This window comes from Agromyces mangrovi, assembly GCF_030296695.1.
GTDB lineage: Bacteria > Actinomycetota > Actinomycetes > Actinomycetales > Microbacteriaceae > Agromyces > Agromyces mangrovi.
Genome location: NZ_AP027737.1, coordinates 1,900,099 through 1,911,905 on the forward strand (window position 1 = coordinate 1,900,099; position 11,807 = coordinate 1,911,905).

The 11,807-nt window shown below is 72.4% G+C and carries 10 protein-coding genes and 1 pseudogene; 4 read left to right on the forward strand and 7 right to left on the reverse strand.

Annotated elements, in window-relative coordinates:
* The first annotated feature begins 86 nt into the window (after positions 1-86).
* Complete coding sequence (locus QUE38_RS09050) at positions 87-1,136, forward strand: zinc-binding dehydrogenase (protein ID WP_286307561.1); 1,050 nt, start codon at positions 87-89, stop codon at positions 1,134-1,136.
* Entirely contained in the window at positions 1,136-2,122 is a 987-nt protein-coding gene (locus QUE38_RS09055) for an aldo/keto reductase (RefSeq protein ID WP_286307563.1), read from the forward strand. Before QUE38_RS09050 ends, QUE38_RS09055 begins: the two co-directional genes overlap by 1 nt.
* Before the next feature lie 185 nt (positions 2,123-2,307).
* Here the strand turns inward: QUE38_RS09055 and QUE38_RS09060 are convergent, their stop codons facing one another.
* Entirely contained in the window at positions 2,308-3,174 is an 867-nt protein-coding gene (locus tag QUE38_RS09060; RefSeq protein WP_286307565.1) for a helix-turn-helix transcriptional regulator, read from the reverse strand.
* A 60-nt stretch (positions 3,175-3,234) separates the two neighbouring features.
* Positions 3,235-5,103, reverse strand: a complete 1,869-nt coding sequence (nhaA, locus tag QUE38_RS09065) for a Na+/H+ antiporter NhaA (RefSeq protein ID WP_286307567.1) — start codon at positions 5,101-5,103, stop codon at positions 3,235-3,237.
* A 171-nt stretch (positions 5,104-5,274) separates the two neighbouring features.
* Here nhaA and QUE38_RS09070 point away from each other — a divergent pair, with 171 nt between their 5' ends.
* Positions 5,275-5,799: a hypothetical protein gene (locus QUE38_RS09070; RefSeq protein WP_286307569.1), complete on the forward strand. Its 525-nt coding sequence runs from the start codon at positions 5,275-5,277 to the stop codon at positions 5,797-5,799.
* Positions 5,800-6,118: 319 nt separating this feature from the next.
* On the opposite strand, the pseudogene QUE38_RS09075 reads toward QUE38_RS09070, so the two are convergent.
* The 5 genes and pseudogenes from QUE38_RS09075 to QUE38_RS09095 all read right to left on the reverse strand — a co-directional run.
* Positions 6,119-7,366: pseudogene (locus QUE38_RS09075) on the reverse strand (alpha-hydroxy acid oxidase); the annotation flags it as partial.
* A gap of 52 nt (positions 7,367-7,418) precedes the next feature.
* Positions 7,419-8,246, reverse strand: coding sequence for a FadR/GntR family transcriptional regulator (locus tag QUE38_RS09080; protein WP_286307570.1), 828 nt, complete (start codon positions 8,244-8,246; stop codon positions 7,419-7,421).
* A gap of 196 nt (positions 8,247-8,442) precedes the next feature.
* Positions 8,443-9,018, reverse strand: a complete 576-nt coding sequence (locus QUE38_RS09085; protein WP_286307572.1) for a hypothetical protein — start codon at positions 9,016-9,018, stop codon at positions 8,443-8,445.
* A 66-nt stretch (positions 9,019-9,084) separates the two neighbouring features.
* Complete coding sequence (locus QUE38_RS09090; RefSeq protein ID WP_286307573.1) at positions 9,085-9,780, reverse strand: response regulator; 696 nt, start codon at positions 9,778-9,780, stop codon at positions 9,085-9,087.
* A complete protein-coding gene (locus QUE38_RS09095) occupies positions 9,777-10,907 on the reverse strand; it encodes a sensor histidine kinase (protein WP_286307575.1) in 1,131 nt (376 codons plus the stop codon). The genes QUE38_RS09090 and QUE38_RS09095 overlap by 4 nt, the downstream gene beginning before the upstream one ends.
* A gap of 201 nt (positions 10,908-11,108) precedes the next feature.
* On the opposite strand from QUE38_RS09095, the gene QUE38_RS09100 reads away from it, so the two are divergent.
* Entirely contained in the window at positions 11,109-11,771 is a 663-nt protein-coding gene (locus QUE38_RS09100) for a hypothetical protein (protein WP_286307578.1), read from the forward strand.
* Positions 11,772-11,807 lie beyond the last annotated feature (36 nt).

An 11,807-nucleotide genomic window follows, 5' to 3' on the forward strand; every position in this document is an offset into this window, starting at 1 on the left:
CGCACGGCGCGTGGTGTGCAATGGGATCACCGCGGGGGTTCCTGCGCCCGCGGTGACTCGCTTCGCGAAGGAGAACCAGAGACCTCATGAGAGCCACCCTGATGTACGGCGCCGGCGACGTGCGCGTCGAGACCGTCCCCAACCCCGTGATCGCCCAGCCCACCGATGCGATCGTCCGCACCGTGCGGGCGTGCGTCTGCGGCAGCGACCTCCACCCCTTCCACTCCCTGCCGCACTCGGAGCACGGCACCCCGATGGGCCACGAGCTCATCGGCGTGGTCGAGGAGGTCGGCTCGGCCGTGACGACCCTGAAGCCCGGCGACTTCGCCATCGCCCCGTTCGCGTTCCAGGACAACGCCTGCGTGTTCTGCCGCGAGGGCGTGCACACCTCCTGCCTGCACGGCGGCTTCTACGGCAATCGCCGCGTCGGCGGCCTCCAGGCCGAGTACGCGCGCATCCCGCAGGCCGACGGCTCGCTCGTGCGGGTGCCCGATGTCGACCCGGCGACGGCCGAGACCGGCCTGCTCGCGTCGCTCCTCACGCTCTCCGACGTCTACCTCACCGGCTACCACGCCGCCTACATGGGCCGCGTCGAGCCCGGCAAGACCGTCACCGTGATCGGCGACGGCGCGGTCGGCCTCTCGGCCGTGCTCGCGGCTCGCACCATGGGCGCCGAGCAGATCATCCTCATGGGCCGCCACACCGCGCGTACCGACCTCGGCCGCGAGTGGGGCGCCACCGACGTGGTCGCCGAGCGCGGCGCGGAGGGCGTCGCGACGGTCATGGACCTGACCGGCGGCGAGGGCAGTCACGTGGTGCTCGAGGCGGTCGGCCACATGCCGGCGTACGAGCAGGCCGTCGGCGTCGTGCGCCCGGGCGGGGTCATCTCGCGCGTGGGCGTGCCGCAGTACGAGGAGGCCCCCGTCGGCTTCGGGTCGCTGTTCGGGAAGAACGTCACCCTCACGGGCGGCCCCGCCCCGGTGCGCGCCTACCTCGAGCCCGCCATCCGCCAGGTGCTCGACGGCGAGATCGACCCGGGCCGCGTGTTCGACCGCACGGTCGCCATCGACGACGTGCCGGCCGCGTACGCGGCGATGGACGCGCGCGAGGCGCTCAAGGTGATGGTGGCGTTCTGATGCACACGAGGATGCTGGGCCAGGGCCTCGAGGTGTCCGCCGTCGGGCTGGGCGCCATGGGCATGTCGATGAGCTACGGGGCCAACCCGGGCGACCGCGACGACATGATCGGCGTGCTCCGCTACGCCGTCGACCATGGCGTCTCGTTCATCGACACGGCCGAGGTGTACGGGCCGTACGACAACGAGGAACTCGTCGGCGAGGCGATCGCCCCGCTGCGCGACCGCGTCGTGGTGGCGACGAAGTTCGGCTTCCACATCGCCGACGGGCGGATGCAGGGGCTCGACTCGACCCCCGAGCAGATCCGTCGCGTCGCCGACGCCTCCCTGCGGCGGCTCGGCGTCGACCGCATCGACCTGATCTACCAGCACCGCGTCGACCCCGACGTGCCGATCGAGGACGTCGCGGGAGCCGTCGGCGAACTCGTCGAGGCCGGCAAGGTCGCGCACTTCGGCCTCTCCGAGGCGGCGGCCGGCACGATCCGTCGGGCGCACGCGGTCCATCCGGTGACGGCGGTGCAGAGCGAGTACTCCCTGTGGACGCGCGACCCGGAGACCGAGGTGCTGCCGGCGTGCATCGAGCTCGGCATCGGCTTCGTGCCGTTCAGTCCGCTCGGCAAGGGCTTCCTCACCGGCACGGTGGGTGCCGACGCGAGCTTCGCGGAGGGCGAGATCCGCTCGCGCGTTCCCCGGTTCGCCCCCGAGAACCTCGCCGCCAACCAGGCGCTCGTCGACCACGTGCGCGCGCTCGCCGAGCAGCGCGGCGCCACGCCCGGCCAGGTCGCACTGGCGTGGTTGCTGGCGCAGCATCCGTCGATCGTGCCGATTCCGGGCACCCGCCGCCGCGAGCGCATCGACGAGAACGCGGCCGCGACGTCGGTGGCGCTCTCGGCCGACGACGTCTCAGACCTCGACGCGCTCGTCGAGCGCATCGGGGTCGCCGGCAACCGATACGACGACGACCTCCTGGGCACGGTCGGTCGCTGAGCGACCGGCCCGCCCCCGACCCCGACCCCGGCCCGGCCCCGACCCCGGCCCGACCCCGGCCCGGCCCCGACCCCGGCCCGGCCCCGACCCTCATCGCCGAGTGTGCTCGATCTCGTGCGGATCTCCCCGGAATCGGGGCATCCGAGTGTGAATCGGGCACACTCGGCGTGTTGGGGGACGGCGAGTCAGGCGGGGGTGAACTCGTCCTCGTGGGTGGCCGCCCAGGAGGCCAGCACGCGCAGCGCGTCGGCCGACGGTGAACCGGCCGGCGCGGTGTACACGTTCAGCACCAGCCCCGGCTCGCTCGGCAGCTCCATCGACTCGTAGTCCAGGTCGAGGTCGCCGACCACGGGGTGGCGCAGGCGCTTGCGCCCGCTGCGGTGGAACTTCACGTCGCGCGACGCCCAGCGCTCGCGGAACAGCTCGCTCTGCGTCGACAGCTCGCCGACCAGGCGGATGAGCTCCGGGTCATGCGGGTTGCGGCCGGCCTCGAGGCGCAGCATCGCCGCCGCGTCGTGCGTGATCTGGTCGTAGTCGCGCCAGAACTCGCGCGCGGCCGGGTTCAGGTACGCGAAGCGCGTCGTGTTCACGGGCCGGTGCGGGTCGTCGAAGACGGGCGAATAGAGCGCGCGACCGAGCAGGTTCGCCGCGAGGATGTCGTGCCGTGCGTTGCGCACCCAGGCGGGGGCATCCGCCACCGCATCGAGCACCTGCTGCACCGCGGGGCGGACGACGGGCTTCGCGCGAGGCGGCCGCGCCCGACCGGGACCGGCGGCGCGGGCGAGGTCGAAGAGGTACTGCCGCTCGGCCTCGTCGAGCCGGAGGGTGCTGGCGAGGGCGTCGAGCACGCTGTCGGATGCCCCGGAGAGGTTGCCGCGCTCGAGCCGCACGTAGTAGTCGACGGAGACGCCCGCCAGCATCGCGACCTCCTCGCGGCGCAGGCCCTTCACCCGGCGGTTGCCGCCGTAGGCGGGCAGTCCCGCCTGCTCGGGCGTGATGCGGGCGCGACGGGAGCTCAGGAACTCCTTGATCTCGTCGCGCAGGTCGGCCATGACTCCACGCTATGCCCGTCGGCCCGGGGAGGGAGGCCCTGCGAGTGCCTGCCTCCCGGGTCACGCGGAGCGGTCGCGGGACGCGCGCAGCGCCTCGACCAGCGTCGCGGCGTCGTAGTGCCCCTTGTGGCGCTGCTCGCCGATGAAGAACGTGGGCGTCGAGTGCAGGTCCATCACCTCGGCGTCGAGGGCGTCGTCGGTGACGCGGTTCGCGACCTCGGTCGAGTTGAAGTCGTCGAGGAACCGCTCCGCGTCGAGCCCGAGCTGGTCGGCGTAGGCGCAGAGGTCGTCGACCTCGAGCTTGTTCTGGTTGGCGAACAGCAGCTGGCCCATCTCGAAGAACGCGCCCTGCTTGGCCGCCGCCTCGGCGGCGCGCGCCGCGTCGACCGCATGGTCGTGCACCTCGGTGAGCGGCAGGTGGCGCCACACGTAGCGCAGCTCGTCGCCGAGCACCGAGCGCACGTGGTCGATCGACCCCGTCGCACGGCTGCAGAACGGGCACTCGAAGTCGCCGTACTCGACCAGCGTGAGGGGTGCGTCGACCGGGCCGCGGATGTGGTCGCGCTCCGGGTCGACCGGCCTGGCCAGGGTGCCGCCGACGGGCACCGGCGGCTGCAGCTTGTCGCTCACCCGGAACACGCACCACGCGAGTCCGAAGGCGAGGGCGGATGCCACGAGCACGCCGAATCTCGCCTCCGCCTGCGCGAGCGGGTCGTCGATCGCCACGTCGACGATGAACAGCGAGATCGTGAACCCGATGCCCGACAGGGCGGCGCCGCCGGCGACGCGCGCGAGGGTCAGGCCCGGTGCGAGCGTGCCGAGCCCGCTCGCGCGCACGACCGCGGTCGTCGCCGTGATGCCCACGAACTTGCCGACCACGAGTCCCGCGACGATGCCCCAGAAGAGCAACGAGCCCAGCGCCGCGCCGACCGTCTCGGCGTCGAGGCGCACCCCTGCGTTCGCGAGTGCGAAGAGCGGGAGCACGATGTAGGTGACGTACGGCGAGAACGTGGTCTGCATCCGCTCGTTCTCGGAGATCGAGGCGCGCAGCCCGCGGGTCGCCGCCGCTGCGTACTCCGAGCTCGGGGACTGGCGGAACGCGGTCGTCAGCTCCATCGCGCGCTCGACGTCGCGCCGCCGCGGCGGGAACACCGGGATCATGAGCGCGACCGCGACGCCGGCGAGGGTCGGATGCACCCCCGACGCGTACATCGCGACCCAGGCCGCGATCGAGAGCACGGCGTACGCGGGGCCGCGCCCGACCGGCAGGTAGCGCACGAAGAAGATGGCCGCGAGGAACGCGATCGACAGGAGCAGCGGCCAGACCTGGATGTCGTCGCTGTAGAAGATGGCGATCGCGCCGAGCGCGCCGACGTCGTCGACGACCGCGAGCGTGAGGAGGAAGATGCGCAGGCGCGCCGGGAACTTCGGGCCGATGACCGCGAGTGCCCCGACGAGGAACGCGGTGTCGGTGGAGATGACGACGCCCCAGGCGTGCGCCTGCTCGGTGGTGCCGGCCACCGCGAGGAAGAGCAGCGCGGGCACGACGAGCCCGGCGATCGCCGCGATCACCGGCACCATGGCCCGCGAGCGGTCGGTGAGCTCGCCGATCGTGATCTCGCGCTTGACCTCGAGGCCGATGGCGAAGAAGAACAGCGTCATGATGCCGTCGTTCACGAGGTGGCGCAGGCTGATGTGCGCCTCGAACGACCCCACTGCCAGCTCGATCTCGGTCGACCAGAATTCGTCGTATGTGGCGCTCCACGGCGAATTGGCCCAGAGGATCGCCGCGAGCGTCGCGAGCAGCAGCAGGCCGGCGGCGGTGCGTTCGGTCGAGCCGCCACTGAACCGCGGCCGGCGCGAGCGGCCGAGTCGCATCCGGCGCGCCGGGCGCGCGGGCGCCGTGCTGAGCTCGATCGGTTCGCTCATGCCGCCACCCTCCACGCGCTTGCCTCACGCTAGCGGCGCAGGGCGCTGCGATTCCACCCGCGTTCAGGGGCCCGAACCGGACGGTCACCTCGCTCCCGTGGCCAGCCGGCCGCCGCGGTGCCAGACTGGAACGGCACGCACGGCACCCGCGCGTGCGGGGAGGGGAGCAGGATGGCCGGCTCGAAGGGCACCCGCGAGCGCATCTCGAAGCGCGCGAAGGCGCAGCGCGCGGCCTCGACGCGGAAGGCGCGGGCCGCGGCCGAGCGCACCGCTCAGGCGACGAAGCGCGCACGACGCGAGGCGGCCGACGCGGCCGACCAGGCGGTGCAGGCCGCGCGCGAGGCATCCGCGTTCGCCGCCTCGCTCCCGCGCAAGGCGGGCCGCAAGGTCGACGCGGCCGTCGCCCGTGCGCAGGACGTCGCCCGGGGAGTGCGCCGGGAGGCGAAGCAGGCGCCCGGGCGCGCGACGAGGTCGGCGCGTAAGGCGAAGCGCCGCGTCGAGCGGTCCGCCGATCGCGCCGAGCGTCGCACGACCCGTGCCGCACGGCGCATCCAGAAGAAGAACGCCGCGATGAAGCGCAAGGCGATCAAGCAGCGGCGCAAGCAGCTGAAGGCCGTGCAGAAGATGGCGAGTGCGGCGTCGCTGTCGGTGACGACCGCGTCGCTCGCGGCCCGGTCGAGCTCGCGGGCCGACTGACGCCCGGAGGCATCCGGCCGGCCCGCGAGCCCGAGCCGGCCTAGGAGGTCGGCTCGCCCGTCGCAGCCGTCGAGCCGGAGCCCGTCGTCGTGGTCGCCTTCTTCGCCGTGCGTGCGCCGGCGGTCGAGGACTTCGTCGCGGCCGAACGCGTGCCGGTCGCCTTCTTCGCCACGGGAGTCTTCGCGGTCGCCGTCTTCGCGCCGCCCGACTTCGCCGCCGCGGTCTTCGCCGCGGTCTTCGCCGCGCCCGCCTTCGCCGCGCCACTCGTCGCCCGGTTCGCCCGCACGGTCGTGGGCTTCGACGCGGACGCGAGCTCAGCGGCATCCGTCACCGTCTTGGCCACGGGCACCAGGCGCGACAGCTGGGTCACGTGCTGCGGGCCGAGCTCGTCGAGCGTCGACACCTCGAGCAGCTTCATGGTGCGCTCGATCTCGGTGCGGAGGATCGAGATGGTCTTGTCGACGCCGCGGCGGCCGCCGGCCATGAGGCCGTAGAGGTACGCGCGGCCGATGAGCGTGAAGCGGGCGCCGAGGGCGATCGACGCGACGATGTCGGCGCCGTTCATGATGCCCGTGTCGATGTGCACCTCCATGTCGTCGCCGACCTCGCGGACGACGTCGGGGAGGAGGTGGAAGGGGATCGGCGCGCGGTCGAGCTGGCGGCCGCCGTGGTTGGAGAGCACGATGCCGTCGACGCCGCGGCCCGCGAGGAGCTTGGCGTCCTCGACGGTCTGCACGCCCTTCACGACGATCTTGCCGGGCCACATCTCGCGGATCACGTCGAGGTCGTCGAACGAGATCGTCGGGTCCATGGCCGAGTCGAGCAGCTCGCCGACGGTGCCGCCGGTCGACGACAGCGACGCGAACTCGAGCGGCGGGGTGGTGAGGAAGTTGATCCACCACGCCGGGCGGGGGATCGCGTTGATCACGGTGCCGAGCGTGAGCTGCGGCGGGATCGAGAAGCCGTTGCGCTTGTCGCGCAGGCGGGCGCCCGCGACCGGGGTGTCGACCGTGAAGAAGAGCGTGTCGAAGCCCGCGGCGGCGGCGCGGTGCACGAGGCCGTACGAGATCTCGCGCTGGCGCATCACGTACAGCTGGAACCAGTTGCGGCCGTTCGGGTTCGCGGCCTTGACGCCCTCGATCGAGGTGGTGCCGAGCGTCGACAGGGTGAACGGGATGCCCGCGGCGCCCGCGGCACCGGCGCCGGCCTCTTCGCCCTCGGTCTGCATGAGGCGCGTGAACCCGGTCGGCGCGATGCCGAACGGCAGGGCGCTGCGCTCGCCGAGCACCTCGCGGCTCGTGTCGACGACCGGCACGTTGCGCAGGATCGACGGGTGGAACTCGACGTCCTGGAACGCCTGGCGGGCGCGGGCCAGCGACAGCTCGCCCTCGGCGGCGCCCTCGGTGTAGTCGAACGGCGCCTTCGGGGTGCGGCGCTTCGCGATCGCGCGCAGGTCGGCGATCGTGAGGGCCTGCTCGAGCCGGCGGTCGGTCGGGTTCAGGGTCGGGGTCTTGAACCGCATGAGCTGCGCGAGCTCCTTGGGGTTCGGCATCTGTCGCTGCACCATGTTTGTCTTCCTATCTGTGCGTGCCCGGTCGCCGAGTCGTCATGAAGTGTCGCTATCGCGCGGGCGAAGCGACAGTTCGTGACGACTCGCGGCCCGGGGCGGGGTCGGGGGTCGGGGTGGGGGAAGGCTGGGCGGGGGAGGTCTGGTCGGGTGTCGGGAGCAGGGACTCCGCGTAGTACCCGGCGATGTGGTCGCGGATGCGCGCCTCGGCGTCGGCCGAATCGCCGCGCTCGATGGCGTGGAGGATCTCGCGGTGCTCGTGCCGCAGCCGGTCTGCCGTCTCGCCCCAGTCGCGGATGTGCGGCACGCCCTCGAGCACGTACCCTTCGATCGCGCTGCGCAGGCCGGCCATCATCGCGGTGATCACCTGGTTGCCGGATGCCTCGGCCAGCGCCACGTGGAACTGCGCGTCGAGCACGAGGAACTCGTCGGGGTCGAGCCCCGGGGGCTCCATCGCCTCGAGCAGCTGGAGCGCGTCGGAGAGGTCGTGGTCGTGCACCGCGGCGGCGAGCTCGGCGGCGACGGATGCCTCGAGCAGCAGCCTCGCGCGCACGACGTCGTCGACCGGGAAGCCCTGTGCCGCCACCTGCAGGCGCATGAGCGCCGACATGCCGCCGCGCGGGGTGGCGACGATGATCGCGCCGGCGTTCGGGCCCGAGCCGGACCGGGTGCGGATGAGCCCGAGCACCTCGAGCACGCGGAACGCCTCGCGCACGCTCGACCGGCCGACGCCGAGGTCGGTCGAGAGCTGACGCTCCCCGGGGAGCCGGTCGCCGGGCTGGAGCGATCCGTCGAGGAGTGCGCGCTCGACGTGCTCGAGCACGGTCTTCCAGGCGCGCGGCGATTCCGTCTCTGGCGGGGTGCCGGGCGTCGTCGTCACGGGTGCTCCTCGGGTGTGGTCCGACCATGGTACACCGAGGTCAGACCACACACCACCCTCGGCCGCCATGTGCCGGGAACTCGGTTGCCGGGTGGCGCGGGTGCGCAGTAGAGTTGCCGCGAGGCCAGATCATCGCGGTGAGTCTGGAAGTGAGCCCGGGAGTTCCTGCAGATTGCGGGGCCCGGGCTTCGCGCTGTCAGTAGCCCTTGTTCGTGGGGACCAGCTGGATCTGATGCCGCAATGTCTCGAAGTACGACTCGTCTCCACGGTCGCGTTCGTTGACTGCTCCGCTCACCGCGTCGGGGATCCAGAGCATCGCTTCCTCGGGGCCCGGCAAGTGATCGACCTTCAGCGGCGACTGCAGCACCCTTCGCGATCGCAAGGCATCGAACATCCGACGGTCGCGATTGTCGTCTGCGGGACCGCGTGACTCGAACATGGCCGCGTCCACGAGCTGCAGGCCCTGCAGCTCCCAGGCGAGCATTTCGATGCAGCTCCGCCTCACGCGTTCCGGGCTCTCTCCTGCCGTCGAGTCCTGGTAGACGATCCAATGCATCAGATCGAGTCGGCCGATCATGTCGATCAGGTCGCGTCGTGCGGAGGCGACCGATTCGTTCCAGTGGAGCTTGCTGCGGTTCTTCGGGAGCAGCCGCAACAGCTCCTCCCGCATCGGGTCGCAGTCAGCGGAGAACGGGATTGTGGCGGTCAGCATGAACCTGAGCCCGCTCCCGGTGCCGCCGAGCTGGGACTCGTCGATGAACGCAGTGACCACGCCGCAATGCTCCCAGTGGCGCACGACATGGCGGCGTGAGAGCGCTGCCCTGCGGGAAGCGTGGCGCTACCAGCCCCCGTGGGCGAGTCCGGTCTCGTAGGCGATGATGACCGCCTGCACGCGGTCGCGAGCGCCGAGCTTGGCGAGGAGGCGACCGATGTGGGTCTTCACCGTCGTCTCCGAGACGTAGAGCTCGCGTGCGATCTCGCCGTTGGTGCGGCCGCGCGCCACGAGCGCGAGCACCTCGCGTTCGCGATCGGTCAGCGACGCGAGCACCGAGGGCGACGCCGTCGCGCGCGGGCGAGCGACGAACGTCTCGATCATGCGTCGCGTGACGGCCGGCGCGAGGAGCGAGTCGCCTGCGTGCACGGCCCGGATGCCTGCGACGAGCAGCTCGGGTGGCACGTCCTTCAGGAGGAATCCGCTCGCACCCGCCTGCAGCGCGTCGTACACGTACTCGTCCAGGTCGAACGTCGTGAGCATCACGACGCGGCCGGTCGCGACGGGATCGTCGGTGATCGCGCGGGTCGCCGAGATGCCGTCCATCCGTGGCATCCGCACGTCCATCAGCACCACGTCGGGCGCGAGTGCGTGCGCCGCCTCGACCGCCTGCGCGCCGTCGACCACCTCGCCGACCACCTCGAGGTCGGGTTCGATCTCGAGGATCATCCGGAACCCGGTGCGCACGAGCGCCTGGTCGTCGGCGATGAGTACGCGGATCGGGCCCTCGTCGCGGGGCATCGGGCCGCTGCCCGGAGTCATGGCGCCGACCAGGGCAGCTCGGCGCGCAGCTCGCACCCGCCCTCGGCCCCGGGCCCGAACGTCAGTGTTCCCGAGTGGAGTGCCACGCGTTCGCGCAGGCCCGCGAGGCCGGCCCCGAACGCCTGCGCGTCGACCGGCCCAGCCCCGTCGTCGCGGACGAGCAGCGTGAGCGCATGCTCGCCGTAGTCGACCTCCACCGCCGCACGCGTCGCACCGGTGGCGTGGCGCATGGCGTTCGTGAGGCCCTCCTGCACGACCCGGAACGCCGCGATGTCGAGCGCGACGGGGAGGTCGCGGGCCGCTCCCGTCGTGCGGATCGTGACCGGCAGGCCGGCGGCCGTCACCCGGTCGGCCACCCGGCCGACCGTGTCGAGACCCGGCGGCGGCTCACGGGTGGCTGCCTCGTCGGTGCGGAGCACGCCCACGAGTCGCCGCATCTCCGCCAGCGACTCGCGCCCGACCGCCTCGACCGCTTCCAACGCGGTGCGCTCCGTCGTCTGCTCGGGCTCGAGCCGGCGGCGCACGGCCGCGGCCTGCACGGTCATCACCGAGAGGCCGTGTCCGACGACGTCGTGCAGCTCGCGGGCGATGCGGTTCCGCTCCTCCGCGACGGCGCGCGCCTCTCGTTCGGCGCGCTCGGTCCGCCGCTGGTCGCGGACCGTGACGGTCGTCCGCACCAGTGCCCCGACCAGCCAGGCGATGACGCACGGTGCGAACCAGACCAGCGCGGAGAGCCGGTCGTCGAGCGTCGCGTTCAGCGGGTCGGTCCACGCCCACCCCGCCCAGAACGCGCCGCCGATCGCGAGCCCCCAGAGCGACGCGGGCATGGGCGTGAGCCGCCCGACGGTGTAGATCGCGACCATCGGAACGAGCACGATCGCGTAGCCCTCCGGGGCTCCGAACAGTGCGAACTCGGCGAGCAGCACGCCGGCGACGGCGGCGAGCACGGCGAGCGGGTGCCTCCGGCGAACGACCAGCAGGAGCGCGGCGGCGCCGAACGCGGTGGCGCGCGCCCAGTCGGGGCCCGGCGCGCTGATCGCACCGATCCCGGCCCACGCCTCGAGCTGCCCGAGCAGGAGCAGGATCGCGGCGATCGCGACGTCGAGGGTGCGGATTCGGGGCCTCACGAACGGATGCTACGCCCGCCGTGCCGGGCCGCACATCCTCCCACGGGAGGACACGCCGGTTCCGCCCATGGTCCACGGGTTCCGTGCCCCCGGACGACGACCGGTCGCATCCGCCTTCCTAGCCTCGGTGCCGACACCACATCGCACCACCCCATCGAGTACGAACCATTCGACGAGCAGGAACCGACAAGGAGCATCGACATGATCACCGACACCATCACCGCCGAGCGGCCCGCCACCCGGCCGGTCGCCCCGCGCCGCGCGCGCCTGATCGCGACCCTCGCCTGGGTCTTCGCCGCGATCGGCACGGTCGCCGGGCAGCTCCACGCGCTGAGCCGTGCGGCCGCCCACCCCGAGGACCTCGCCTCCCCGTTGCTCGCGGCGTGGGCGGTGCCCGCGATGGATGCGCTGCGGCCGCTCCTCGCGTGGGGCGACCCGAACTTCGTCTACTGGACCTACGGCAAGATCTGGCTGCCCGTGTGCCTCGCATTCGTGGCGGCCGCCGTGCTCGCCTTCCGTGCCCGCGGCCCCGTCGGCGCAGAGCGTGTGCTCTGGATCGTGCAGCTCGGCGCGTACGTGCTGCTCACGATCTCGCTGACCGGCGACTACTACACGCCCTGGACCGACGCCTTCTTCCTCGTCGGGCTGGTGGCCGCGTTCGTGATCGGCCTCGGCGGCATCGCGCTCGGCATCGTGCTGCTCCGTCGCGGGTTCCGTCCGCGCACGACGGCGTGGCTGCTCATCGCGTTCCTGCCGGGCTTCTTCGTCATCACCGAGGTCACGTCGATGGGCAGCGTCATGCTGCCGCTGATGTGGGGCTGGGCGCTCGCCGCCGAGTCCGTCGCCCGCCGCTCGGCCCCCTGACCGCGGGTCCGCGAGTCGTCATGGACTGTCGCTTCG

Coding starts and splice junctions, on each gene's coding strand:
- QUE38_RS09055 (WP_286307563.1), top strand. CDS start 1,136: ATGCACACGAGGATGCTGGGCCAGGGCCTCGAGGTGTCCGCCGTCGGG.
- QUE38_RS09060 (WP_286307565.1), bottom strand. CDS start 3,174: ATGGCCGACCTGCGCGACGAGATCAAGGAGTTCCTGAGCTCCCGTCGC.
- nhaA (WP_286307567.1), bottom strand. CDS start 5,103: ATGAGCGAACCGATCGAGCTCAGCACGGCGCCCGCGCGCCCGGCGCGC.
- QUE38_RS09100 (WP_286307578.1), top strand. CDS start 11,109: ATGATCACCGACACCATCACCGCCGAGCGGCCCGCCACCCGGCCGGTC.
- QUE38_RS09070 (WP_286307569.1), top strand. CDS start 5,275: ATGGCCGGCTCGAAGGGCACCCGCGAGCGCATCTCGAAGCGCGCGAAG.
- QUE38_RS09090 (WP_286307573.1), bottom strand. CDS start 9,780: ATGACTCCGGGCAGCGGCCCGATGCCCCGCGACGAGGGCCCGATCCGC.
- QUE38_RS09050 (WP_286307561.1), top strand. CDS start 87: ATGAGAGCCACCCTGATGTACGGCGCCGGCGACGTGCGCGTCGAGACC.